This window comes from Streptomyces cucumeris (genome assembly GCF_024295805.1).
Classification (GTDB): domain Bacteria; phylum Actinomycetota; class Actinomycetes; order Streptomycetales; family Streptomycetaceae; genus Streptomyces; species Streptomyces cucumeris.
Map to the genome: position 1 here is coordinate 191,905 of NZ_JANCLX010000006.1, position 23,518 is coordinate 215,422.

A 23,518-nucleotide genomic window follows, 5' to 3' on the forward strand; every position below is an offset into this window, starting at 1 on the left:
CCGTGCCATGCGCATTGGTGTGCTCACGTCCGGCGGCGACTGCCCCGGTCTGAACGCCGTCATCAGGTCCGTCGTCCACCGGGCCGTCGCCGATCACGGCGATGAGGTGATCGGCTTCCACGACGGGTGGAAGGGTCTGCTGGAGGGCGACTACCGCAAGCTGGACCTGGACGCCGTGGGCGGCATCCTGGCCCGCGGCGGCACCATCCTGGGCTCCACCCGGGTGCAGCCCGCCCATCTGCGGGACGGTGTGGAGCGGGCCAAGGGCCATGTCGCCGATCTGGGCCTGGACGCGGTCATCCCGATCGGCGGGGAGGGCACCCTCAAGGCGGCGCGGCTGCTCTCGGACGCCGGGCTGCCCATCGTCGGGGTGCCGAAGACCATCGACAACGACATCGCCTCGACCGATGTGACCTTCGGGTTCGACACCGCGGTCGGGGTCGCCACCGAGGCCCTGGACCGGCTGAAGACCACCGCCGAATCGCATCAGCGGGTGCTGATCGTCGAGGTCATGGGCCGCCACACCGGCTGGATCGCGCTGCACTCGGGGATGGCCGCGGGCGCCCACGCGATCGTGGTGCCGGAGCGCCCGTTCCACATCGACGAGCTGACGCGGACCGTCGGACAGCGCTTCGAGGCGGGCAAGAAGTTCGCCATCGTGGTCGCCGCGGAGGGCGCCAAGCCGGTCGAGGGCACGATGACATACGAGTCGGGCGGCAAGGACGTCTACGGGCATGAGCGGTTCGCCGGGATCGCCCGTCAGCTCTCCGTCGAGCTGGAGCACCGGCTCGGCAAGGAGGCGCGTCCGGTGATCCTGGGCCATGTGCAGCGCGGTGGGACGCCGACGGCGTACGACCGGGTGCTGGCCACCCGCTTCGGCTGGCACGCGGTCGAGGCGGCGCACCGCGGCGACTTCGGCCGGATGACGGCGCTGCGCGGTACGGAGATCACGCTGGTGCCGCTTGCGGAGGCCGTGGAGCGGCTCAAGACGGTCCCGGACGAGCGCTACGCCGAGGCCGAGTGCGTGCTCTGAACTGACCGGTTCTACGCTGGTGCGGGCACATCGGTGCACAGCGGGAGAACAGGGAAGGCCGGGGAGAGTCAATGGATCACGGCGGGCACGGCATGAACATGGATCTGCCGCCGTTCACCTTGTCGCGTGGGCTGGAGTTCGGCGGCGATCCGGTCTTCCTGGTCGGCTGTGTGGTGGCGCTCGGTCTCTACGGCTGGGGCGCGGCGCGGCTGTGGCGGCGCGGTGACGCCTGGCCGGTCGGACGGCTGGTCTCGTTCGCCCTCGGGGTGCTGACCATCGCGATCGCGATGTGCACCGGGCTGAACGACTACGGCATGGTCATGTTCAGCGTCCATATGGTCCAGCACATGATCATCAGCATGGTCTCCCCGATCCTGCTGCTGCTGGGCGCGCCGGTGACACTGGCGCTGCGTGCCCTGCCCGCAGCCGGGCGTGGCCGCAAGGGGCCGCGGGAGCTGCTGGTGGCGCTGTTGCACAGCCGCTATATGCGGATCATCACGCATCCGGCGTTCACGATCCCGCTGTTCATCGCGAGCCTGTACGCGCTCTACTTCACCCCGCTCTTCGACTTCCTCATGGAGAGCAAGCCCGGTCATGTGGCGATGATGATCCACTTCCTCGCGGTGGGCCTGGTGTTCTTCTGGCCGATCATGGGCGTGGACCCGGGGCCGCACCGGCCGGGCTATGTGATGCGGATGCTGGAGCTGTTCGCGGGTATGCCGTTCCACGCGTTCTTCGGGATCGCGCTGATGATGGCGACCGAGCCCATGATCGGCACCTATGAGCACCCGCCCGCCTCGCTGGGCATCGACGCGCTCTCGGACCAGAACGCGGCGGGCGGCATCGCCTGGGCGTTCAGCGAGATCCCGTCGGTGATCGTCCTGGTCGCCCTGGTCTACCAGTGGTACAAGTCCGATCAGCGCCAGGCGCGGCGGGCGGACCGCACCGCGGACCGGGACGGCGACCAGGAGCTCGCGGCGTACAACGCCTATCTCGCCTCGCTCCAGGGCCGCGGCCGCTAGCGGGATGCTGGCGGCCGGGGCCCGGCCGCGAGACGATATGGGCCGGCCCGTGGACGGGCCGTGGTCCTGACGATGGGTCGTCAGAACCGCCGTGAGGAGGTCGGGGATGCCCGGATCCGCGAAGGCGATGACGGTGTGCACGGTGGGGGGCCTGGTGCTGGTGACGGCCTACACCGTGACCCTGGAAAGCAATGGCTGGCTCTGGTTCGGCTGGGTGGTGCTGGGTCTGCTGACCGTAGGGGTGATGCTGGCGCGGAGCTGAGCCGGCGGTCGCCTTCCGGCGTCAGGCACGGTCGGCAGGGGGCTGCTCCGGGTCCGCGGGGCGGCCCGGATCCGCGACACTCGCCGGATCCGCGGTATGCGCCGGGCCCGCCTCATGCGCCGGATCCGCGGGGCGGCCCACCAGCCACCGCCACAGCGCGCGCCACCACGGCACGGACGCCGGTGCCTCGGGTGCGTCGGCCACCACCGGCCGCGGCACCGCGGGCGGTTCCTCCGCGCGCAGCCAGCGTGCCCGGATCTCGGGCGAGAGCGTCGTGCCCGAGGTGTCCTCCATGATGTCCGGCCGGGCCCGGCGCGGGGCGAACTCGGCGGGCAGCGCCTCCAGCCTCCGGGAGATCCAGGTGGCGTGCCAGCTCAGCTCGGACTCCGGCACGGCCAGCCGGAGGTCGGGCAGCCGCAGCAGCAGGGTGTCGATGGCGGTGTCGGTGATGGCCCGGCCGATGTCCTGTCCGGGGCACTCATGGGGGCCGCCGCTGAAGGACAGATGGGAGCGGTTGCCGTACATGGGGGCGCCGATGTCGGGGCGGATGGCCGGGTCCACGTTCCCGGCGGCCAGTCCCAGCAGCAGCATGTCCCCGGCCCTGATCTGCTGACCGCCCAGTTCGGTGTCGCCGGTGGCCCAGCGGCCGGGGATGACGGTCAGCGGCGGTTCGTTCCACAGCACATGCTCGATGGCGTCCGGCAGGGTCATATGGCCGCCCGCGAGCGAGGCGCGGAAGCGCGGGTCGGTGAGGACCATGCGCAGGGTGTTGGCCATCAGGTTGGTCGTGGTCTCGTTCCCGGTGAGCAGCACCAGCCGCAGATGCTGGACCACCTCCTCCTCGGTGAGCTCCGAGGGGTGCGCCAGCAGCCAGGACGCCAGGTCCTCGGCGGGCGCGGCGCGTCTGCGGTCCACCAGGCTCTGGATGGCCTCGGTGACATAGGCGTCGCTGCGCAGCGCGGTGTCGGTGCCCTGCATCAGGTCCCGGGTGGCGGCGACCAGCCGCGGGCCGTACTCGTCGGGCATACCGAGGAGATGGGTGAGGACCAGCATGGGAAGCTGCTGGGCGAAACCGGCCACCAGATCGGCCTCGCCGTCCGCACAGAACTCATTGACGAGCTGGTGGGTCAGACGGGTGATGTGGCGGCGGATGCCGCGCCGGTCGAAGCGGCCCATGGACCCGGTGAGCGCGGCCCGCAGCCGTTCGTGCTCCTCGCCGTCGGCGAAGGTGCACATGGGCTGCCAGCCGACGACGGGCAGCAGCGGGGAATCGGGGGGCAGCGTCCCCTCCTTCCAGGCGTACCAGTGCCGGGAGTCACGGGAGAAGCGGGAGGGAGTGCGGGTCACCTCCAGGTTCTCGCGGTAGCCGAGCAGCAGCCAGGCCGGGACGTCCCCGTCGAGCCGGACCGGGGCCACCGCGCCGTGCTCGGCGCGCAGCCGCTCGTACAGCGCCATCGGGTCCCTGGCGTTCTCCGGCCCGAAGAGATCCGTCGTGGCACCCTCGGACATCAGGGCGTGGGCGGGGCAGGCGGCGGGGGGCGCGGCCGGGTGCCCGGCGCCGCTGCCGGGGTGGTCGGCTGGAGGGGTCACGATGTCTCCGGGGTCATGGTGAGGGCCTGCAGATAGCTGACGAGGGTGATGAGGGTGTCGCGGCTGGAGCCGCGGTCCCGGGCGTCGCAGTCGATCAACGGGACGGCGTCGGGCAGGTCCAGGGCGGCGCGCAGCTCCTGCAGGGGGTAAGCGGGCGCCCCCGGGAAGGCGTTGACCGCCACCACGAACGGCACCCCGCGCTCCTCGAGCCGGCCGACCACGTCGAAGCTGACCTCGAGCCTGCGGGTGTCGAGCAGGACCACCGCGCCGAGCGCGCCCTCGAAGAGGCCGTTCCACAGGAACCAGAAGCGCTCCTGGCCCGGGGTGCCGAAGAGGTAGAGCACCAGCCGTTCGTTGAGGCTGATCCGGCCGAAGTCCATCGCCACGGTGGTCTCGGTCTTGCGCTCCACCCCGGCCAGGTCGTCCACGCCGACCCCGGCCTGGGTCATGGTCTCCTCGGTGGTCAGCGGACGGATCTCGCTCACCGAGCCGACCATGGTGGTCTTGCCGACGCCGAACCCCCCGACGATCACCACCTTGACGGCCGCCGCGGCGGAGGCGGGGAGGACGTCCTCGCGGCGCGGTCCGGTGATCCCACCGACCCCACCGACACCGCTGGTGCCGCCGTCGTCATCAGAGATTCTGTAGTCCATGCATCACCGCCTGCAGCAGTTCGGTGTCGGGCAGTACGGCGGCGGGGACCGGCGCCCGCGCCTCCACCCGGCGTTCCTTGAGCAGTCCCGCGAGGATCACCGAGACGGTGGAGACCGGCAGCACCAGATACGCGGAGATCTCGGCGACGGAGAGCGGGAACTGACACATCCTCAGCACAGCGGCGATCTCGGGCTGCATGCCCGGCTCCGGCTCGGTCCGCGCGACGATCAGGGTGACCAGTTCGACGGAGGTCCGGTCGTGTCGGCCGGCACGGCCACGGCTGACCGTGTACAGCCGCTCGGGACCGCCCTCGTCCCAGGGCGTGGCCGGTCCGCCGCTGCCCTGCCCGCTCATGTCAGTCCGTCGGCGCGGGGCGCGCTGCTCAGATGTTCTCCGAGCCGGGCGACCAGGTCTCTCATGCACTGGCCCATCAGCCCCGCGTCCACGCTCTCCTCGGCGAGCACCGCCAGATACGAGCTGACTCCGGCCGCCATCAGATAGAAGAACCCGCCGCCGACCTCGATCACCACCAGCCGCATCCGCCCGTCGCCTTCGGGGAATTCGGCGGCGATCGCCGTCGACAGGCTCTGTAATCCCGCACAGGCGGCGGCCAGCCGGTCGGCGGTGTCCTCGTCGGTGCCGACCTGTGCCATGCACAGGCCGTCCGAGGAGAGCAGGACCACGTGGCGGGTCTGGGGAACGCTGGACGCCAGGTCCCGGAGCATCCAGTCCATGTTGAACCGCGCTTGCCTCACTTGGCTATTCATCCTTGTTCGAGGGGTCCGAGTGGTCTGAGTGTTTCGAGGGGTGTGACGTGGTGTCGAAGACGGCGGTGCAGTCCGGGTCCGGGGACTCACCGGAGAGGCCCTTGTGGAACGCGGCCAGCCACATCCCGGGCTGTACCGGCGGGGTGACCGGTGCGGTGGGCCGGTCGGCGGCGGGCGCCGCGGCCGGGGGTTCCGCGTCGATCCGGATGGGCGGGGTGACCACCGGCATCCGACGGCGGCGCTGCGGCAGCCCGGCGGTGTTCTGGCGGAACCCGGGGTGGTCCGGGGCGGGTTTGGGGGCCCGCGCGGGCATCGGTGTCGGCGTCGCGCGCCTGACCGGTTTGGGCGGGGGCAGTTTGGCCGCGCGGGCGATGGCCCCGCCGGGCGCGGGGGTGGGGCAGGTGATGTCCTGCGGTACGACCAGCACGGCGCGCACCCCGCCGTAGGCCGAGGGCCGCAGGGAGATCTGGAACCGGTACCTCAGCGCGAGCCGCCCGACCACGGCGAGGCCCAGCCGGGGCGTCTCGCCCAGATCGTTGAGGTCCAGTCCGGTCGACGCCTGGGCCAGCACCAGTTCGGTGCGGCGGCGGGCCTCCGCGGAGAGTCCGACGCCCGCGTCCTCGATCTCGATCGCGATACCGGACTGGACCTCGATCGCGGTGAGGTGCACCCGGGTCTTGGGCGGGGAGTAGCGGGTGGCGTTGTCGAGCAGTTCGGCCAGGGCGTGGATCAGCGGCTCGACCGAGGGGCCGACGATGGCGACGTCCGCCACCGAGTGCAGGTCCACCCGCTGGTACTCGAGGATGCGCGACATGGCGCCGCGGAGCACGTTGAACAGCGGCACCTCCTTCTGCCACTGGCGTCCCGGGCGGGATCCGCCGAGCACCGCGATGCTGTCCGCCAGCCTGCCGACCAGCGCATTGCCGTGGTCGATATGCAGCAGGTCCTCGAAGACCTCGGGGTCCGCGCCGTGTTTGTCCTCCAGCTCCCGCAGATCCTGGGCCTGCTGGTGGACGATGGCCTGCACCCGGCGGGCGATGTTGACGAACGCGCGCTGCGCGGCGTCCCGCAGGTCCTCCTCGGCCCGCACGGTCTCCAGCACCGCCCGCAGCAGCGCCCGGTGTGCGGATTCGAAGTCCGGGTCGAGGGCGGGTGTGTGGTCGATGTCCTTCATGACCTCGTCGACCATGCTGCCGCGCTGCAACCGTGCCACCGCGGCGGGCAGCAGATCGCGGGCCAGCCGCCGGGTCTCCTCCTCCTGCTCCACCAGCCGGCGGCGAAGGACGTCCTCCTGGGCGCCGTGCCGTTCGCGCAGTGTGGCGATCAGCCGGCCGCGGCGCCTCGACTCGGCCGCCGCCGCGGTCACCATCAGCGTCGCCACCACCCCGCACCAGGCGACCGCCGCCCGTGCCGCGGCCGGGACGGCCGTCACGGCGAGGGCCGCGCAGACCGCCATGGCGGCGGGAGGGAGGACCCATACGAGCGCGGAGGCGGGCCGTCGGCCTCCGGGTGAGGCGCCAGCGAAAACCATTGGCTTCCTTAAGAAGAGCGGAAGAAAATGCGTGCGAGGAGCTCGCTATGGGCCCTGGAGCTTAGCGGTTTCACCGGACACCAAGACGAATATGCTTTTTTCTCGGAATTGCACTGGCGAGCGAATTCATTCAACGTAGGGAATCGATCAGATTCATTCAATTCCCTCTGCGCTCCGAAACCCCACACCCGCAAAAGCTGGTTGATTCACGGTGATTGCGGACATTGTGCGGTGACTCCCCGATGGGGTACCCGGGTTGTAGAGTCAGTCGGTTGACCACAACGGCGTGGAGGGCGGTCACGTGTTCTACCAGGTGCTCAAATATGTACTGTTGGGGCCGTTGCTGAGACTTCTCTTCCGGCCCCGGGTCGAGGGGCTGGAGCACATCCCCGCCGAGGGGGCCGCCATCGTCGCCGGGAATCATCTGTCGTTCTCCGATCATTTCCTGATGCCCGCGATCGTGCCGCGCCGCATCACGTTCCTGGCGAAGGCGGAGTACTTCACCGGACGGGGTCTCAAAGGGCGGCTGACCGCGGCATTCTTCCGCGGTGCCGGACAGATCCCGGTGGACCGCGCGGGCGGCAAGGCGGCCGAGGCGGCGCTGCGTTCGGGGCTCGCGGTGCTGCGCAAGGGCCGGTTGCTGGGGATCTACCCGGAGGGCACCCGCTCGCACGACGGACGGCTCTACAAGGGGCGGACCGGGGTGGCGGCGATGGCTCTCACCGCCGGGGCCCCGGTCGTCCCGTGCGCCATGGTGGGCACCTTCGAGATCCAGCCGCCCGGCCGTGTGGTGCCCCGGATCCGCCGGGTGACCATCCGCTTCGGCGCACCGCTGGACTTCTCGCGCTACGCCGGGCTGGAGGAGGAGCGCACCGTGCTGCGGGCCGTCACCGACGAGATCATGTACGAGATCCTGCGGCTGTCCGGACAGGAGTACGTCGACGCCTACGCCTCGGATGTGAAGGCCGGGCAGTCCCGGCGCCGCTCCCGGACGCCACGCTGACGGCGAATCTGCCACCGGCCGAATGCCCTGGTCCGCCCGGCCGGCGGACCGTAGCGTCCCGGCATGACCACAGCAGACGTATGTGTGATCGGGGCGACCGGACAGATCGGCCGGGCGGCGGTGCGCGTGCTGGCCGAGGAGGGCCTGCGGGTGCGCGCGGCCTCCCGCGGCGGGGGCCGTGACGAGCGCTGGCCCGGGGACGTGGAGTGCATGGCCCTGGACCGGGAGGACGGCGCGGCGGTGGCCGCGCTGGTCGGGGACGGCTGCGAGGTGCTGCTGGACTGCGTGGCCAACGGCCGGGCGCACGCACGGCAGTTGACCGCTCTGGCGGACCGGATCGGCTCGGCGGTGGTGATCTCCACCGGCGCGGTGTACGAGGACGACCGGGGCCGCGGCTTCCACACCCAGGACCAGCCGGACGGCGCACCCGAGTACCCGGTGCCGATCCCCGAGTCCCAGCGCACCGTGCCCCCGGGGGACACCGCCGGGAACCGCAAGGTCGCACTGGAGCGGGAGCTGCTGGCCGCGGGCGACCGGCTGCCGGTGACCCTGCTGCGGGCCGGGGCGATCCACGGACCGCACTGCCGCACCCCGCGGGAGCTGTACTTCGTCAAGCGGGCGCTCGACCGGCGGCCGGTGCGGGTGCTGGCCTACGGCGGCGGCAGCCGGTTCCACCCGGTGCACGTGGACAACCTCGCCGAGCTGGTGCGGCTGGCCGCCCGCCGGCCCGGTTCCCGGGTGCTCAACGCGGGCGATCCGCAGGCACCGACGGTGGCCGACATCGCCGCCGCGGTGGACGCCGTGCTGGCGGAGCGCTCGGAGCTGGTACTGATCGACGGCCCGCCGCCGCGCCCGAACGTGGGCGTCACCCCGTGGAGCCTCCCCCACCCCGTGGTCTACGACATGACGGCGGCGGAGCGGGAGTTGGGCTACCGCCCGGTGACCGGCTACGCCGAGTCACTGCCGCGGACGGTGGAGTGGCTGGCCCGGCGGCTCACCGACGGCGGGGGCTGGCCCGCCGCGTTCCCGGAGATGGCCGCGGCCTACGGCCCGAGGGTCGATCTGTTCGACTACGCGGCCGAGGACGCGTGGCTGGGCACCGGCGGCCGGGCTCGCTGACCACCACCCCGGAAACGGACCGGGCCCGGTTCCGTACGCGCCGACACGTACGGAACCGGGCCCGGCGGCCGTCACTTGACGGCGGTGGCCTTCGCGACCTTCGCCGCCTTGGCCGCCTTGGCGGCCGAGTCGGACTTCGCGGGCACCGGCGTGGCGTGCGGGGCGCACGTCACGTCCTTGGCGTCCACCGTGCCCTTGAGCAGGTAGGCGTCCACCCGCTCGTTGATGCAGCCGTTCACCAGTCCGGTGACACCGTGCGAACCGGCGTCCTTCTCGGTGATCAGACGCGAGCCCTTGAGCCGCTTGTGCAGTTCCACGGCACCGTCGTACGGGGTGGCGGCGTCGCGGGTGCTCTGCACGATGAGGGTCTTGGGCAGGCCCTTGGACGCGCCGACCTCCAGCGGGGTGTGCTGCTTGGCACCCCAGGTGGCGCAGGGCAGGTTCATCCAGGCGTTGGACCAGGTCAGGAACGGGTAGTCCCGGTGGAGACGGGTGTTGTCCCGGTCCCACTTGGCCCAGCTCGTCGGCCACTTGGTGTCGGCGCACTCGACGGCGGTGTAGACGGCGTTGCCGTTCTCCGAGGCGATGTTGCCCGCGGTGTCGGACATGTCCGGGCCCGCGGCCTCGATCAGCGGCTTGTCGTCACCGGCGAGGTAGGCGCTCCACACCTCCGCGACCTGGGTCCACGCGGAGTCGTAGTACGGGGCGCTCTGGAAGAATCCGAGCAGCTCGGAGGGGCCGACGACCCCGCCGATCGGGCTCTTCTTGGCGGCCGCACGCAGCGTGTTCCACTGCTTCTGGACCTTGGCCGAGGTGTTGCCGATGTGGTAGGCGGCGTCGTTCTTGGCGACCCACGCCTTCCAGTCGTTCCAGCGCATCTCGAAGGCGACGTCCTGGTCCAGGTTGGCCTGGTACCAGATCTTCTCCCGCGAGGGGTTGACCACGCTGTCGACGATCAGACGGCGCACATGGTTCGGGAACAGCGTCGCGTAGACGCCGCCGATGTACGTTCCGTAGGAAACGCCGAGGTAGTTGAGCTTCTTGTCGCCCAGGGCGGCCCGGATGACGTCGATGTCACGCGCGGTGTTCGGCGTCGTCATATGGGGCAGCATCCGGCCGCTGCGCTCCTTGCAGCCCTGTGCGTACGCCTTGGCGAGCTTGCGCTGAACGCGCTTGTCCGCCTCGCTGTCGGGCACCGGGTCCATCTTGGGTGCCTTGACGAACTCCTGCGGGTCCACGCAGGAGATCGGGGCGGAGTGGCCGACGCCGCGAGGGTCGAAACCGACGAAGTCATACGCCTTCGCGGCGTTCGCCCACACCGGGTTCTTGTTGGTGACGCGGGTCGGGAAGCGCATACCCGAACCGCCCGGACCGCCCGGGTTGTAGACCAGCGAACCCTGGCGCTCCGAGGGCGACCCCGTGTTGCCGATACGGTCCACCGCGATCTTGATCTTGCGGCCTTCGGGCTTGGCGTAGTTCAGCGGCACGGTGACGTAACCGCACTGGATGGGCTTGGCCAGACCCCAGTCGGCCGGGCAGTCCTTCCAGTCGATGCCCTTCTTCGCGGCCTTGGCCGCGGCGATGGCGACACCGCGGGCCTCGGCGGCGCCACCCGGCACCGGCTCCGAGGCTCCCGCGGTCGGGGCGACGAGCGCCCCGGTTATCAGCGCACCGGTCATCACACCACCGGCCACGCCGAAGAGTGCTGTGCGTCTCACGTAGTTATCCCCCTGCATGGTTGCGCCGCTCGTGGCGGCGATGGTCACAGAGTGTCAGGAGGATTCTTGTGTCTGGCTTACCGCCAAGTACAGGGCAAACCACCGTTTCTTTATCAACACGTGAACATCAGCCCAGCCGCCCCAGGTGTCTCCCGGCCCTGTGTTCGCCCCACACCAACATCCGTATGGCGATGCGTTGTCGCAGGTGGGAGGGGGTTGCTCCGCTCGGCGGAGCACGCCGTCCGATATTTGCCCTTGACGGAGGCCCTGTTGAACGTCGATTCTCATGTGCGCACAAATGATCCACCGCTCCGCAACATCCCCCCACATCACACGGAGCCAAACTGTGAAGCGAATAGTGCCCGTCCGCCGTGGAGTTCTCGCGGCGGGCGCCAGTGCCGCCCTCGCCGCCGCCCTGCTGTCCGGCGCGTCGATGGCCCAGGCCAACATCTCCGACACCGCCACCGTGGCGGCGCCCGACATCGACGTCGAGGCGGTCAAGGGAGATCTGAAGGAACTCCAGTCCATAGCGGACAGTAACGGCGGCAACCGTGCCCACGGCCAGCCCGGTTACAAGGCGTCCGTGGACTACATCAAGAAGAAGCTCGACGACGCCGGGTTCAAGACCGCCATCCAGGAGTTCGACAGCGGCGGGGCGAAGGGCTACAACCTCATCGCCGACTGGCCGGGCGGCAGCGAGGACAAGGTCGTCATGGCCGGCGCCCACCTGGACTCGGTCTCCGAGGGTCCCGGAATCAACGACAACGGATCGGGCTCCGCCGCGATCCTGGAGGTCGCGCTCGCCGCGGCCAAGGCCGACCTCAAGCCCGCCAAGCACCTGCGCTTCGCCTGGTGGGGCGATGAGGAGGACGGCATGGTCGGCTCCACCAACTACGTGGAGAAGCTGGAGTCCGGCGACAAGTCGAAGATCGACTCGTATCTGAACTTCGACATGCTCGGCTCCCCCAACCCGGGGTACTTCGTCTACGACGACGACACCGAGCTGGAGAAGGTCTTCACCGACTGGTTCGCGGCCAAGGACATCAAGACCGACCCGGAGACCGAGGGCGACGGCCGCTCGGACCACGCGCCGTTCAAGGACGCGGGCGTGCGGGTCGGCGGTCTGTTCACCGGCGCCGAGGCCACCAAGAGCCAGGAGCAGGCGGACAAGTGGGGCGGCAAGGCGGGCGAGCCGTTCGACCCGTGCTACCACTCCGCGTGCGACAAGACGTCGAACATCGACGACAAGGCCCTGGACCTGAACACCGACGCGATCGCCAACGCGATCTGGACGCTCAGCTCCTAGGCCCGTACGGGACCGGCCGCGCGCCGGTCCCGTAGTGCGCCCTTTGCGACCCGGTCGCCGGTCCCCGGCGGCCGGGTCGCGGTGTGTCCCCCGACCGGCGTAACCGCTCCCGGCAGGAGGACGTGCCGCCCACTTGCGCCGAGCACCGCCGCAGCTCGGTGAAGCGGGGATCGTCGCTGGTCAGAGCTCTGGCGTCAGAGAGGTCCTGTCACCCGAACGGACCATCCGTGAGCACCGTCACACCGGGGCGTCCCGACGCGGAACCGGCCGCCGCGATGCGTGACGATCTCGGGGACGACAGGACCCCGCCGCAGCATCCGGGGTGGGGTCGGCAGATGAAGGGGGTGCGCGATGACTGCGCACATTCGGATCCCCAGGATGGTCTCCCGGGCGAGTGCCGTCTCCGCTCTCACCGTCGCCGCTGTCGGCTCGACCGTCGCGGTGCCGGGGGCGACCCCGGAGGCGGAAGCGGCGACCGTCGCGGTCAAGGCGCTCCGGATCGCCGCGTCGAAGAAGGGCGCGCCGTACGTCTGGGGCGCGGCGGGCCCGCACCGCTTCGACTGCTCGGGGCTGACGCAGTACGCGTACAAGCGGGCCGGGAAGCGGCTGCCGCGGACCGCGGCGGCGCAGTACAACCGCGCGCGCCCCATCAAGGCTTCCGCTCGCACCCATGGTGACCTGGTGTTCTTCCATGGCAGCGGCGGTGTCTACCACGTCGGTCTGTACGCGGGCGGCGGCCGGATCTGGCATGCGCCCAAGACCGGCACCGTGGTGCGGCTGGAGCGGATCTGGACCCGCCAGGTCTCCTACGGCAAGGTCCGCTGATCCGGGCCGGGTTGGCGGCCCCCGCCCCGGGGCCGGCGGCCCCCGCTACGTCGGGGGCCGGGGGTAGGTTGACGGGGCAGGGGCACCACCCCGTCGACCTTCGGAGACCGCATGTCCTACCTCAACCCGGTCCGGCACATCACCTTCGACGCCCATGATCCGTACCAGCTCGCGCAGTTCTGGTCGCGGCTGACCGGCTATCCGCTGGAGGACTCGGACCCGGGCGATGACGAGGTGCTGATCGCGCCGGACCAGCCCGGTGTCCCGGGTCTGCTGTTCCTGCGGGTGCCGGACGCCAAGACCGTCAAGAACCGGGTCCACCTCGACATCCAGCCGCCGTCGGGCACCCGGGACGCCGAGGTGGACCGGCTCATCGGACTGGGCGCGAAGGTCGTGGACGACCGGCGCACGGACGACGGCATGGGCTGGGTGGTGATGTCCGACCCCGAGGGCAATGAGTTCTGTGTGGAGCGCAGCGCGGTGGAGCGCGGTCTGGTGGGCTCCTAGGCCGTCTCCCCGGCCGGGAGCCATGGCCCTCCGCCGTCTGGAGCCGATCGGGACCAGGCGCTAGCGTGAACCGGTGCCGGCCGTGCGCGGGCCGGCACCGGGAGGGGGCGCGTGGTGACCGAGCAGTTCCAGCCGGACCGGACCTACGACCAGGTGTATCTCGTCTTCGTCGACACCTCCGGGTATTCGACGATCGTGCGCTCCAACCCCAGGGACCGGGCCGCCCACGCCTTCGACCTGCTCCGGGAGCGGATGCGGGCGCGGATCGCCCAGCTCTCCGCGCAGTACCGGTGCGCGCGCAGCGATCTGTGGAGCTGGCGCGGTGACGGCGGGTTCTTCGCGGTCCACGACGAGAGCGAGAGTGTGGCCCGCGATGTGGCGCTGGAGGCCGCGCGGACCTTCCTCACCCTCGATCTGCGCCATCTGCGGGACGAGTTCGCGCAGGCCGGGGTGGACGGTGAGCTGCATGTGCGGATGGCGGTGCACAAGGGGGCGATCCGGCACAGCGCCGAGGGCCGGACCGGTGCGATCCACTCCCCCGACATCAATCTCGCCGCCCATCTGGAGAAGGTGACCCCGCCGGACTGTCTGGCGGTGTCGGAGGACGTCTACCGCACAGCCGGTCCGTACGCGGAGCTGTTCGCGCCCGTGGGACGCCATGAGGGCAAGGACGTCTATCTGATGGCGGGCGACGGCGGACCGGAGGTGGCGGCCAAGGCGTGGCTCGCGGGCCGGGGGCTGGCCGAGGGCACACCGGTGCACGCCTATCCCGAGCGGCCGAGTTCACAGGAGAAGGCTCGGCTGCTGGACGCGGCCGCCGAGGAGGTCCTCGACATGGGGACGGCGCTGCGCACCTCCTCCAGCCGTCTGGTGACCACCGAGCGTCCGGCCCGCTACCGGGACGCGGTGCTGGGGCTGTTGCGCCGGGGCGTCACCTACCGCTGCTATCTGCTGGACCCGTCCTCGGAAGCGGCGGACACCCTTTCGCGCCAGTACGAGGAGGACATGGCGCGGAAGATCAAGGACTCGCTGGAGCGGTTCGGCCGGTTCAAGGAGCGCTACGGCGCGGAGGCGGACGGGCTGCTGGTCTACCAGACCGACGGGTTCCCGGGGTTCTCGGCGCTGGGGATCGATCTGGGCCGTGCCGACGGGCTGATCCTCTACTCCTCGTACCTCATGGGCGCGAGTCCGTACGGGGTGATCGAGCGCGGGGACATGCCGCACTATCTGATCGGCCCGGCCGCGGGGCGGGTGTTCACCCGCATCCGGGAGCTGGCCGGGGCGCGTTCGGCCACGGGGCGGGTCGAGCGGGTGCTGTAGCCGGGGCGCGGGTCAGTTGACCCCGGCGGTCCACGGCAGCGCGATCCAGACGGTCTTGCCGCCGTCGGCGGTGGGCATGATGAAGACGTCACCGCCGGATTCGGCGGCCAGGGAACGGATGATGACCAGACCGCGGCCGTGGTCACGGCCGTGGTCCTGCTGGGTGGCGGCGGGCGGCCGGACCGGCCACCGGGGGTGGCTGTCGGTGACGCCGATCTCCAGCCGCCGGGTGTGGTCGAGCCGGAGGTCGACGGTGAAGGTGGGCGACCGTCCCACGGTGTGCTGGACCGCGTTGGTGGCCAGTTCGGAGACGATGAGCCGGACGGTGTCGGCGGCCTCCGCCCGAGCGCCGAGCCCCCATTCGGCCAGTACGTCCGTCACATAGGCACGGGCCGCGGGGACCGAGGCCGGGGCGCTCGGCAGAGTGACGGATGCTTCCTGCTGGTCTGCCATGGCGGCCTGTCCCTTTCCGCCGGGGGCGCGGCGCGGACGCGTCGGGGTGGTGCCGCGCAGCCGGGGGTTTCCCGGCGGCTTCGGCGGGCTCAGCGTCAGAGTGCCATCGATGCCCTCCGTGACGGGGCCGATCCACCGGGTTATGCATATATCTGTCGCCCGAAGCGGTGAACTCTGCTACGGAAGACCGGATTTGGGCGGCAGACTGGGGAGCGAAGCGCGGCAGAGGGCGCGCGCGGGGGCGCGCGGGCAGGAGGGAGAAACGGATGCGGTACGGCCCGGCGGTGCGCCGCCGCAAGCTGGGCGCGGAGCTCCGCCGTCAGCGCGATCTGGCCGGGCTCACCAGTGGTGAGACCGCACGGCTGCTGGGGTGGCACCAGTCGAAGGTGAGCCGGATCGAGACCGGCCGCAGCGGGGCCAGACCCGCGGATGTGACCCGGCTGCTGGATCTGTACAAGGTCGCCGACCCGGAGCTGCGGGCGCTGCTGGAGGCGCTGTGCGGCGGAGGTGCCTCGGATCCGGAGGGGTCACGGCGCGGCTGGTGGCACGCCTACCGCGATCTCCTGCCGCCCGCCTACCGGGACTTCATCAGCCTGGAGGCGGAGGCGTCCGGGGCGTGCACCCTGGAGACCACGGTGGTGCCCGGACTCCTCCAGACCCCGGACTACGCCCGGACGGTCACCCGGGCGGCGCTGGCCGATCTGCCGCAGGCGCGGGTGGACGCGCTGGTGGAGGTGCGCATCGCCCGGCAGTCGGTGCTGCACGGCGCGCAACCGCTGCGGCTGCACGCGGTGCTGGACGAGGCGGTGCTCCGCCGCGCGGTCGGCGGACCGGAGGTGATGGCGGCCCAGCTCAGACATCTGGCCGCACTGGGAGAGCTCCCTCAGGTGTGCTTGCAGGTGCTGCCATATTCCGCTGGAATGCCCATTGGCATTACCAGTCCTTTCATTATCTTCTCTTTTCCGCACATTACTGACCTCGACGTGGTAGTTCTCGACCACTTGACGAGTAGCCTCTATCTGGAGCGGAAAGAAGACCTCCGGGCGTACAGCGCGGCCTTCGACGTGCTGCGCACCCACGCCCTGGCACCTGAGGAATCACTCACCTTCATCAGCGAAATCGGGGGCGGCGCCTGAGGGGGCTCCATGTCCGCACTGCCGGCCGCATCGGCCGTGACCGCTCTTTCCACCCCATCCGTCGGACCCGGCGGCTGGCTGCGCAGCAGCTACAGCGTCGGGATGAACAACTGCGTCGAGACCGCCCGGCTCGGTTCCGGGCTGCTCGCCGTGCGCGACTCCAAGAACACGGCAGGTCCCGTCCTGCGGTTCACCCCGTCCGGCTGGGCCTCGTTCCTCGACGGCCTGACCGGCGGCGGGTTCGGCCCCGGCAGGTCCCACACCACCGGGAGCTGATCCGCTCAGGCGGTCGGCGCGGTCCCCACGATCACGCCGACCGCCCGCTCGATCTGCTCGTCCGTCAGATCCGCGCGTGCGGTCAGCCGCAGCCGGGAGATGCCGTCGGGGACGGACGGCGGGCGGAAGCAGCCCACCTGAAGCCCGGCCGCGCGGCAGTCGGCGGCCCAGCGCACCGCCTGCTCCGGTGACGGCGCCCGCACCGACACCACCGACGCGTCCGGCCGCACCGCGGACAGCCCGGCGGCGGTCAGCCGCCCGTGCAGCGCGGTGGCGACCGCGCGGGCACGGACCGCCCGCTCCGGCTCCGCGGCCAGCAGCCGCAGACTCGCCAGCGCCGCGCCCACCGCGGCCGGGTTCAGACCGGTGTCGAAGATGAAGGTACGGGCGGCGTTGACCAGGTGCTCGATCACCCGGGCGGGCCCCAGCACCGCCCCGCCCTGGCTGCCAAGCGATTTGGACAGCGTGGCGGTGACCACCACCTGCGGCGCGCCCGCGAGTCCGACCGCGTGCACCGCCCCGCGTCCGCCCTCGCCGAGCACCCCCAGCCCATGGGCGTCGTCCACCACCAGCGCCGCGCCGTGCGACCGGCAGGCCGCGGCGAGGGCGGGCAGCGGGGCGGCGTCCCCGTCGACCGAGAAGACCGAGTCGGTGACCACCAGGGCGCGGCGGCCCCGGCCACCGCCGGACTCGCGCCCCTCGGCGTCGAGGACCTTGCGCACGGCGGCGGGGTCCGCGTGCGGCACCACCTCGACATCGGCGCGGGAGAGCCGGCAGCCGTCGATGAGCGAGGCGTGGTTGCCCGCGTCGGAGACCACCAGCGCATCACGGTCGCTGAGCGCGGAGACGGCGGCCAGATTCGCGGCATAGCCGGACGAGAAGACCAAAGCCGCCTCGAAACCGCAGAACGCCGCGAGTTCCTCCTCCAGCGCCGCGTGCAGCTCGGTGGAGCCGGTGACCAGCCGGGAGCCGGTGGCCCCCGCGCCCCAGTGCCGCGCCGCATCCGCCGCGGCGGCCGTGACCTGTGGATGCCGGGCCAGTCCGAGATAGTCGTTGCTCGCGAGGTCCAGCAGCGGGGAGTCGGCGGGGCGGGGGCTCAGCCGGCGGACCAGTCCGGCGCGCGAACGCCGCTCCCGCTCGCCGTCGATCCACCCGAACGGGTCGTCCTGCCGGTCCTCGGCCATGCGCTGTCCTCGCCTTCCACGGGGTACCAACTGTGGGGTCCGGATAGAACGTAGTCCTCTCCATGCAGGGGCAGGGTGTGGCGATACCCACACCCTCACATCGCGGTCTTGTACGGTTCCTCCTTTGCCGGGAGCGGCGGCGTAGGACAGGATCGGCGCCATGGACCTGCTGAACACGCTGGTGGACAAGGGGCTGCGGCGCGAATCGCCGACCCGCGAAGAGGCGCTCGCCGTACTGGCGACCTCCGATGACGATGTGCTCGATGTGGTGGCCGCCGCGGGCAAGGTGCGCCGCCACTGGTTCGGGCGGCGGGTGAAGCTCAACTACCTGGTCAACCTCAAGTCGGGCCTGTGCCCCGAGGACTGCTCGTACTGTTCGCAGCGGCTCGGCTCGACCTCGGAGATCCTGAAGTACACCTGGCTGAAGCCCGACCAGGCGGCGGCCGCCGCCACCGCGGGGGTGGCGGGCGGCGCCAAGCGGGTGTGCCTGGTGGCCAGCGGACGCGGCCCGACGGACCGGGACGTGGACCGGGTCTCCAAGACCATCGCCGCCATCAAGGACCAGCACCAGGACGTGGAGATCTGCGCCTGTCTGGGACTGCTGTCCGAAGGTCAGGCGGAGCGGCTGCGGGACGCCGGCGCCAACGCCTACAACCACAACCTCAACACCTCCGAGGCCACCTACGGCGACATCACCACCACCCACACCTACGCCGACCGCGTCTCCACGGTGCAGCAGGCGCAGGCGGCGGGCATGTCCGCCTGCTCCGGGCTGATCGCGGGCATGGGCGAGTCGGACGAGGACCTGGTCGATGTGGTCTTCTCGCTGCGCGAGCTGGACCCGGACTCGGTGCCGGTCAACTTCCTGATCCCCATCGAGGGCACCCCGCTGTCCGGGGACTGGAACCTCACCCCGCAGCGCTGTCTGCGGATCCTGGCCATGGTCCGGTTCGTCTGCCCCGATGTGGAGGTGCGACTCGCGGGCGGACGGGAGATCCATCTGCGGACCCTCCAGCCGCTGGCCCTGAACCTGGCGAACTCCATCTTCCTCGGCGACTATCTGACCACCGAGGGCCAGGCCGGCAAGGACGACCTGGCGATGATCGCCGACGCGGGCTTCGAGGTGGAGGGCACCGACACCACCACCCTGCCCGAGCACCGCGCCGACGCGCTCGCCGCGGCGGCCGGGGGCTGCGGTTCACACACCGGAGCGGCCGGCGGCTGCGGTTCGCACGGTGCGGAGGGCGGCGGCTGCGGTCCGTGCGGCGGCGACACCGCGCCCGAGGCGGAGGCCGGGGCCGAGCCGCAGCCCGCGGCGGTGGCGGCGCGCGAGGACTCGCACGCCGATCTGGTCGCGGTGCGCCGTCGGGGCGTGGGGACGGACCTGCCGCCCAATGCCTGAGCCGCTGACCCCCGGTGAGCTGCGGGAGCTGGACCGCCAGCACGTCTGGCACCCGTACGGTCCGATGCCCGGACGCGAGGACCCGCTGGTGGTGGAGTCCGCGTCCGGGGTCCGGCTGCGGTTGGCCGAACCGGTCGAGGGCGTCCGGGAACTGGTCGACGGCATGTCGTCGTGGTGGTCCGCGATCCACGGCTACAACCACCCGGTGCTCAATGAGGCCGTACGCGGCCAGCTGGGGCGGATGAGCCATGTGATGTTCGGCGGACTCACCCATGAGCCCGCCGTACGGCTGGCCGCCAAGCTGGTGGAGATCACCCCCGAACCGCTGCGCCATGTCTTCCTCGCCGACTCCGGTTCGGTGTCGGTCGAGGTGGCGGTGAAGATGTGCCTCCAGTACTGGCGGTCGCTCGGCCGTCCGGAGAAGCGCCGGATGCTGACCTGGCGCGGTGGCTACCACGGCGACACCTGGCAGCCGATGGCGGTGTGCGACCCGCAGGGCGGAATGCACCAGCTGTGGTCGGGGGTGCTCCCCGAACAGGTCTTCGCGGACGCCCCGCCGGCCGGATTCGACGCCGGTGCCGACCCGGCCTACGAGGCCCATGTGCGCGAGCTGATGGCCCGGCACGCCCATGAGCTGGCCGGAGTGATCGTGGAGCCGGTGGTCCAGGGCGCGGGCGGGATGCGCTTCCACTCCCCCGCGCTGCTGCGGCTGCTGCGCGAGGTGTGCGACGAGCACGACGTGCTGCTGGTGTTCGACGAGATCGCCACCGGCTTCGGCCGCTCGGGCGAGCTCTTCGCGGCCGGTCACGCGGCCGTGAGCCCGGATGTGATGTGTCTGGGCAAGGCGCTGACCGGTGGATACCTCACCATGTCGGCCACCTTGTGCACCACGCGGGTGGCGGAGGGCATTTCGCGCGGCGAGGTGCCGGTGCTGGCCCACGGCCCGACCTTCATGGGCAATCCGCTGGCCGCGGCGGTCGCCAACGCCTCGATCGAGCTGCTGCTCGGCTACGACTGGCGGCAGGAGGTCAAGCGGATCGAGGCGGGGCTGCGCGACGGTCTCGCCGAAGCGCTCGAACTGCCGAACGTCCGGGAGGTACGGGTGCTGGGCGCGATCGGCGTGGTCCAGCTCGACCGTCCGCTCGACGCGGCGGGCATGTCCGCGGCCTCGCGGGCCGCGGTCCGCGAGGGCGTCTGGCTGCGGCCGTTCCGCGATCTGCTGTACGTCATGCCGCCGTACATCACCGGCGATGACGACCTGGCCCGGATCTGCACGGCGGTGCGGGCGGCCGCCGCCGCGGCGGGCCGCTGAACCGAAGGCCGCGGGCCGCCGTCCGGGGGACCACCCTCGGGCAGCGGCCCGCGGAACCCAGCGAAAGGCACGGAAACACCATGTCAGTACTGGTCGTCTCGGGCACCGGCACCGAGATCGGCAAGACCGTGACCACGGCTGCCGTCGCCGCCTGTGCCCTGGCCCGCGGCCGGTCGGTGGCGGTGCTCAAACCCGCGCAGACCGGCGTCGGCGCGGAGGAGGCGGGCGATGCCGCCGAGGTGGCCCGGCTCGCCGGAGAGATCACCACCCTCGAACTCGCCCGCTATCCCGAGCCGCTGGCCCCGGACACCGCGGCCCGCCGCTCCGGGCTGCCGACGGTCCGTCCGTACGAGGTGGCGGAGGCGGCCGGGAAACTGGCCGCCGAGCACGATCTGGTGCTCGTCGAGGGCGCGGGCGGACTGCTGGTGCGCTTCGACGAGGAGGGCTCGACGCTCGCCGACGCGGCCCGGCTGCTGGCGGCCCCCGTCCTGGTCGTCGCGCACCCGGGCCTCGGCACCCTGAACATGGCCACGCTGACCACCGAGGCGCTGACCGCCCGCGGGCTGGACTGCCCGGGGATCGTCATCGGGAGCTGGCCCGCCGAGCCCGATCTCGCCTCCCTCTGCAACGTCGGCGATCTGCCCGCGTCGGCGGGTGTACCGCTGCTGGGCGCCCTCCCGGAGCGGGCCGCCGCCCTCGGCCCGGCGGCCTTCCGCGCCGCGGCTCCCGGCTGGCTGGCCCCGGAGCTGGACGGCGTCTGGAACGCGGCGGCCTTCCCGGCGTAGCCGCACCCTCGCCCTGGGCAGACTCCCGGTACCGGTCCTGGACCGTGTCGTTCGTATCCGAGGGGGTCCCCCATGCCCGTACGCCGCCGCACCGCACCGCCCGACGCCGTGCACCACCCGCTCTTCGCCCGCTGCTGGGACCGGCTCTCCGCGGTGGCCGACGAGCGGGCCGGGGTGGCGGAGCTGCGCAGTGAACTGCTGACCGGGCTGTCCGGCCGGGTGATCGAGATCGGGGCGGGCAACGGCCGCAACTTCCCGCACTATCCCGAGACCGTCTCCGAGGTCGTCGCCATCGAGCCGGAGCGCCATCTGCGGCGGCTGGCCGCGCGGGCCGGGCTGCGGGCGGCGGTTCCGGTGGACGTGGTGCCGGGGGTCGCGGAGGCGCTGCCGGTCAAGAGCGAGGCGTTCGACGCGGCGGTGGCGTGTCTGGTGCTGTGTTCGGTGCGCGATGTGCGGCGCGCGCTGGCCGAGCTGACGCGGGTGCTCAAACCCGGCGGCGAACTGCGCTTCCTGGAGCACGGCCGGGCGGACGGCCGGATGATGGCCACCACGCAGCGGGTGCTGGACCGCACCATGTGGCCGCTGGTGTTCGGCGGCTGTCACACCGCGCGGGAGGTTCGGGCGGAGCTGGCGGCGGCGGGCTTCGAACCGGTCGGGCACCGGCTGCTGCGGGTGCCCGAGCGGGGGCTGCCGATGCCGACCTCCTCCTGTGTGCTGGGCACGGTCCGCCGTCCGCCGCTTCCGGACCCCGGGGCGGGGACGGGCCCGGCCTAGACGCTCCAGCGGCGCAGTTCGTCGGCGATGGCACGGACGTCGGCGCGGCCGTCCCGGACCAGCCGGGCCAGGTCCCGCACCCGCTCCGGCGAGGTGGTGATCTTCAGCCCGCTGGCCACGAGATAGGCGTAGGCGACGGCGGAGGCGAACAGCGCGTTGCCCCGCTCCAGCGCCGGGACCAGGAGCAGCAGTTGGAGCAGGGCCGCGGCCCGCTCCTGGGGGTCGGTGTAGACGGGGATGCCGAATATCTCCGCCTCATGGCGGCTCACGGCGGCCACCAGCGCACCGTAGTCGGTGACGCGCGGATCGCCGGGGGTGTGATGCTCGGCGATCATCAGCAGCCAGGCGAGGTCGATACGCACGGTCAAGGGCGGGGCTCGCCCTCCTTGCCGAACTCCTCGTCGAACACGGCCCGGTACTGCTTCATGAAGTCGGCGGCGGCCTCCACGAAGGTGTGGCCCGCCTCGCCCGCGTCCTGCCGGACCAGCTCCTCGATATAGCGGTTCATGCTCATTCCCCGCTGGAGGGCGCGCTCCCGGGCCTTCTCGGCGGTGGTCTCGTCGACCCGCACATTCAGCTGTGTCTTCGCCACACGGTCACGCTAGCGCAGATTTGCTAGCGCATTCAAGGGCGCGCCGGAGCGGCCGGATCCCTACCATCGAGGTCTGAACCGTTCCGACACGGGAGGCAGGGTGTCCACACCGGCGGCGACGAAGACGGACGGATCGGCGGAGGGCGGAGCCCGCACGGCGGCCCGCACACGCTCCCTCACCAAGGCGTACGGCACCGGCGAGACGGCCGTGATCGCCCTGGACGCGGTGGACGTGGAGATCGAACAGGGCAGATTCACCGCGGTGATGGGCCCGTCCGGCTCCGGCAAGTCCACCCTGATGCACTGTCTCGCGGGGCTCGACACCGTCTCCTCGGGGCAGGTGTGGCTGGGCGACACCGAGATCACGGGCCTGGACGACCGGCAGCTCACCCAGCTTCGGCGGGACCGGGTGGGCTTTGTGTTCCAGTCGTTCAATCTGCTGCCCACGCTGAACGCGGCCGAGAACATCACGCTGCCGATGGACATCGCGGGGCAGAAGCCCGATCCCGCGTGGCTGGACCGGGTGATCGACACCCTGGGGCTGCGGGACCGGCTGAAGCACCGTCCCGCGCAGCTCTCCGGCGGTCAGCAGCAACGGGTGGCCTGCGCCCGCGCACTGGCCTCCCGCCCCGACCTGATCTTCGCCGACGAACCGACCGGCAACCTGGATTCGCGGTCCGGCCTCGATGTGCTGGGGTTCCTGCGGGAGGCGGTCGACGAACTCGGGCAGACGGTGGTGATGGTGACCCATGACCCCGGCGCCGCCGCCCACTCCGATCTGGTGATCTTCCTCGGCGACGGCCGGATCGTGGACCGGATGGAGCGGCCCACGGCCGAAGCGGTGCTGGAACGGATGCAGATCTTCAGCCAGACCTCCGCGACCGGGGCGGCGCCGGACCCGCTGGGCTGACCCACCATCAGCCCCCGGACGACGGGAAACCCGTCGA

The 23,518-nt window shown here is 71.5% G+C and carries 26 protein-coding genes; 16 read left to right on the top strand and 10 right to left on the bottom strand.

Annotated elements, in window-relative coordinates; genetic code table 11:
* Positions 1-7: 7 nt before the first annotated feature.
* The 3 genes from NMK44_RS11575 to NMK44_RS11585 all read left to right on the top strand — a co-directional run bounded on the left by NMK44_RS11575 (position 8) and on the right by NMK44_RS11585 (position 2,317).
* On the top strand, positions 8-1,033 hold the full coding sequence (locus tag NMK44_RS11575) for a 6-phosphofructokinase (RefSeq protein WP_254741282.1): 1,026 nt from the start codon (positions 8-10) through the stop codon (positions 1,031-1,033).
* A gap of 71 nt (positions 1,034-1,104) precedes the next feature.
* A complete protein-coding gene (locus NMK44_RS11580; RefSeq protein WP_254741285.1) occupies positions 1,105-2,055 on the top strand; it encodes a cytochrome c oxidase assembly protein in 951 nt (316 codons plus the stop codon).
* 106 nt (positions 2,056-2,161) lie between these two features.
* On the top strand, positions 2,162-2,317 hold the full coding sequence (locus NMK44_RS11585) for a hypothetical protein (RefSeq protein WP_254741288.1): 156 nt from the start codon (positions 2,162-2,164) through the stop codon (positions 2,315-2,317).
* 21 nt (positions 2,318-2,338) lie between these two features.
* On the opposite strand, the gene NMK44_RS11590 is transcribed toward NMK44_RS11585, so the two are convergent.
* Genes NMK44_RS11590 through NMK44_RS11610 form a run of 5 tightly spaced genes read right to left on the bottom strand, consistent with a single transcriptional unit; the run spans position 2,339 to position 6,859 of the window.
* On the bottom strand, positions 2,339-3,907 hold the full coding sequence (locus tag NMK44_RS11590; RefSeq protein ID WP_374215257.1) for a cytochrome P450: 1,569 nt from the start codon (positions 3,905-3,907) through the stop codon (positions 2,339-2,341).
* Positions 3,904-4,560 carry a GTP-binding protein gene (locus tag NMK44_RS11595; RefSeq protein ID WP_254741291.1) on the bottom strand — a complete coding sequence of 219 codons (657 nt, stop codon included), beginning with the start codon at positions 4,558-4,560 and terminating at the stop codon, positions 3,904-3,906. The genes NMK44_RS11590 and NMK44_RS11595 overlap by 4 nt, the downstream gene beginning before the upstream one ends.
* Positions 4,541-4,915, bottom strand: a complete 375-nt coding sequence (locus NMK44_RS11600; RefSeq protein WP_254741294.1) for a DUF742 domain-containing protein — start codon at positions 4,913-4,915, stop codon at positions 4,541-4,543. The genes NMK44_RS11595 and NMK44_RS11600 overlap by 20 nt, the downstream gene beginning before the upstream one ends.
* A complete protein-coding gene (locus NMK44_RS11605) occupies positions 4,912-5,328 on the bottom strand; it encodes a roadblock/LC7 domain-containing protein (RefSeq protein WP_254741297.1) in 417 nt (138 codons plus the stop codon). Before NMK44_RS11605 ends, NMK44_RS11600 begins: the two co-directional genes overlap by 4 nt.
* Positions 5,321-6,859: an ATP-binding protein gene (locus tag NMK44_RS11610; RefSeq protein WP_254741300.1), complete on the bottom strand. Its 1,539-nt coding sequence runs from the start codon at positions 6,857-6,859 to the stop codon at positions 5,321-5,323. The genes NMK44_RS11605 and NMK44_RS11610 overlap by 8 nt, the downstream gene beginning before the upstream one ends.
* Positions 6,860-7,160: 301 nt before the next feature.
* Here NMK44_RS11610 and NMK44_RS11615 point away from each other — a divergent pair, with 301 nt between their 5' ends.
* Together NMK44_RS11615 and NMK44_RS11620 are read left to right on the top strand one after the other, a co-directional pair.
* Complete coding sequence (locus tag NMK44_RS11615) at positions 7,161-7,862, top strand: lysophospholipid acyltransferase family protein (protein WP_254741746.1); 702 nt, start codon at positions 7,161-7,163, stop codon at positions 7,860-7,862.
* A 63-nt stretch (positions 7,863-7,925) separates the two neighbouring features.
* On the top strand, positions 7,926-8,981 hold the full coding sequence (locus tag NMK44_RS11620) for an NAD-dependent epimerase/dehydratase family protein (protein WP_254741303.1): 1,056 nt from the start codon (positions 7,926-7,928) through the stop codon (positions 8,979-8,981).
* A gap of 71 nt (positions 8,982-9,052) precedes the next feature.
* Here the strand turns inward: NMK44_RS11620 and NMK44_RS11625 are convergent, their stop codons facing one another.
* A complete protein-coding gene (locus tag NMK44_RS11625) occupies positions 9,053-10,660 on the bottom strand; it encodes an alpha/beta hydrolase (RefSeq protein ID WP_254741748.1) in 1,608 nt (535 codons plus the stop codon).
* A 385-nt stretch (positions 10,661-11,045) separates the two neighbouring features.
* Here NMK44_RS11625 and NMK44_RS11630 point away from each other — a divergent pair, with 385 nt between their 5' ends.
* The 4 genes from NMK44_RS11630 (at position 11,046) to NMK44_RS11645 (ending at position 14,657) form a co-directional block, all read left to right on the top strand.
* Complete coding sequence (locus tag NMK44_RS11630; protein WP_254741306.1) at positions 11,046-12,005, top strand: M28 family metallopeptidase; 960 nt, start codon at positions 11,046-11,048, stop codon at positions 12,003-12,005.
* Positions 12,006-12,356: 351 nt separating this feature from the next.
* The gene (locus tag NMK44_RS11635) at positions 12,357-12,830 is read left to right on the top strand and encodes a C40 family peptidase (RefSeq protein WP_254741309.1); all 474 of its coding nucleotides are present in this window, start codon (positions 12,357-12,359) and stop codon (positions 12,828-12,830) included.
* Positions 12,831-12,941: 111 nt separating this feature from the next.
* Positions 12,942-13,337 carry a VOC family protein gene (locus tag NMK44_RS11640; RefSeq protein WP_254741312.1) on the top strand — a complete coding sequence of 132 codons (396 nt, stop codon included), beginning with the start codon at positions 12,942-12,944 and terminating at the stop codon, positions 13,335-13,337.
* Positions 13,338-13,451: 114 nt separating this feature from the next.
* Positions 13,452-14,657, top strand: a complete 1,206-nt coding sequence (locus NMK44_RS11645) for a nucleotidyl cyclase domain-containing protein (protein ID WP_254741315.1) — start codon at positions 13,452-13,454, stop codon at positions 14,655-14,657.
* Positions 14,658-14,669: 12 nt separating this feature from the next.
* Here the strand turns inward: NMK44_RS11645 and NMK44_RS11650 are convergent, their stop codons facing one another.
* A complete protein-coding gene (locus NMK44_RS11650; protein WP_254741317.1) occupies positions 14,670-15,110 on the bottom strand; it encodes an ATP-binding protein in 441 nt (146 codons plus the stop codon).
* Between the two features lie 266 nt (positions 15,111-15,376).
* On the opposite strand from NMK44_RS11650, the gene NMK44_RS11655 reads away from it, so the two are divergent.
* Positions 15,377-16,246 (top strand): helix-turn-helix domain-containing protein, encoded by an 870-nt coding sequence (locus NMK44_RS11655; RefSeq protein ID WP_254741319.1) that lies wholly within the window; start codon positions 15,377-15,379, stop codon positions 16,244-16,246.
* Positions 16,247-16,255: 9 nt separating this feature from the next.
* Positions 16,256-16,522, top strand: coding sequence for a DUF397 domain-containing protein (locus NMK44_RS11660; RefSeq protein WP_302888072.1), 267 nt, complete (start codon positions 16,256-16,258; stop codon positions 16,520-16,522).
* A gap of 5 nt (positions 16,523-16,527) precedes the next feature.
* On the opposite strand, the gene NMK44_RS11665 is transcribed toward NMK44_RS11660, so the two are convergent.
* The gene (locus NMK44_RS11665; protein ID WP_254741321.1) at positions 16,528-17,706 is read right to left on the bottom strand and encodes an 8-amino-7-oxononanoate synthase; all 1,179 of its coding nucleotides are present in this window, start codon (positions 17,704-17,706) and stop codon (positions 16,528-16,530) included.
* 160 nt (positions 17,707-17,866) lie between these two features.
* Between NMK44_RS11665 and bioB the strand changes: the two genes are divergently transcribed.
* The 4 genes from bioB (at position 17,867) to NMK44_RS11685 (ending at position 21,979) form a co-directional block, all read left to right on the top strand.
* Positions 17,867-19,108 carry a biotin synthase BioB gene (bioB, locus tag NMK44_RS11670; RefSeq protein ID WP_254741323.1) on the top strand — a complete coding sequence of 414 codons (1,242 nt, stop codon included), beginning with the start codon at positions 17,867-17,869 and terminating at the stop codon, positions 19,106-19,108.
* Positions 19,101-20,420: an adenosylmethionine--8-amino-7-oxononanoate transaminase gene (locus tag NMK44_RS11675; RefSeq protein WP_254741325.1), complete on the top strand. Its 1,320-nt coding sequence runs from the start codon at positions 19,101-19,103 to the stop codon at positions 20,418-20,420. Before bioB ends, NMK44_RS11675 begins: the two co-directional genes overlap by 8 nt.
* Positions 20,421-20,500: 80 nt before the next feature.
* Complete coding sequence (gene bioD / locus NMK44_RS11680) at positions 20,501-21,205, top strand: dethiobiotin synthase (RefSeq protein WP_254741327.1); 705 nt, start codon at positions 20,501-20,503, stop codon at positions 21,203-21,205.
* Between the two features lie 72 nt (positions 21,206-21,277).
* On the top strand, positions 21,278-21,979 hold the full coding sequence (locus tag NMK44_RS11685) for a class I SAM-dependent methyltransferase (RefSeq protein ID WP_254741330.1): 702 nt from the start codon (positions 21,278-21,280) through the stop codon (positions 21,977-21,979).
* Here NMK44_RS11685 and NMK44_RS11690 read toward each other — a convergent pair.
* Together NMK44_RS11690 and NMK44_RS11695 are read right to left on the bottom strand one after the other, a co-directional pair.
* Positions 21,976-22,347 carry a fic family toxin-antitoxin system, toxin component gene (locus NMK44_RS11690; RefSeq protein ID WP_254741333.1) on the bottom strand — a complete coding sequence of 124 codons (372 nt, stop codon included), beginning with the start codon at positions 22,345-22,347 and terminating at the stop codon, positions 21,976-21,978. The two genes, NMK44_RS11685 and NMK44_RS11690, sit on opposite strands and share 4 nt — an antisense overlap.
* Positions 22,344-22,571 carry an antitoxin gene (locus NMK44_RS11695; protein ID WP_254741336.1) on the bottom strand — a complete coding sequence of 76 codons (228 nt, stop codon included), beginning with the start codon at positions 22,569-22,571 and terminating at the stop codon, positions 22,344-22,346. The genes NMK44_RS11690 and NMK44_RS11695 overlap by 4 nt, the downstream gene beginning before the upstream one ends.
* Before the next feature lie 100 nt (positions 22,572-22,671).
* Between NMK44_RS11695 and NMK44_RS11700 the strand changes: the two genes are divergently transcribed.
* Positions 22,672-23,481, top strand: a complete 810-nt coding sequence (locus NMK44_RS11700) for an ABC transporter ATP-binding protein (RefSeq protein ID WP_254741339.1) — start codon at positions 22,672-22,674, stop codon at positions 23,479-23,481.
* Positions 23,482-23,518: the final 37 nt, after the last annotated feature.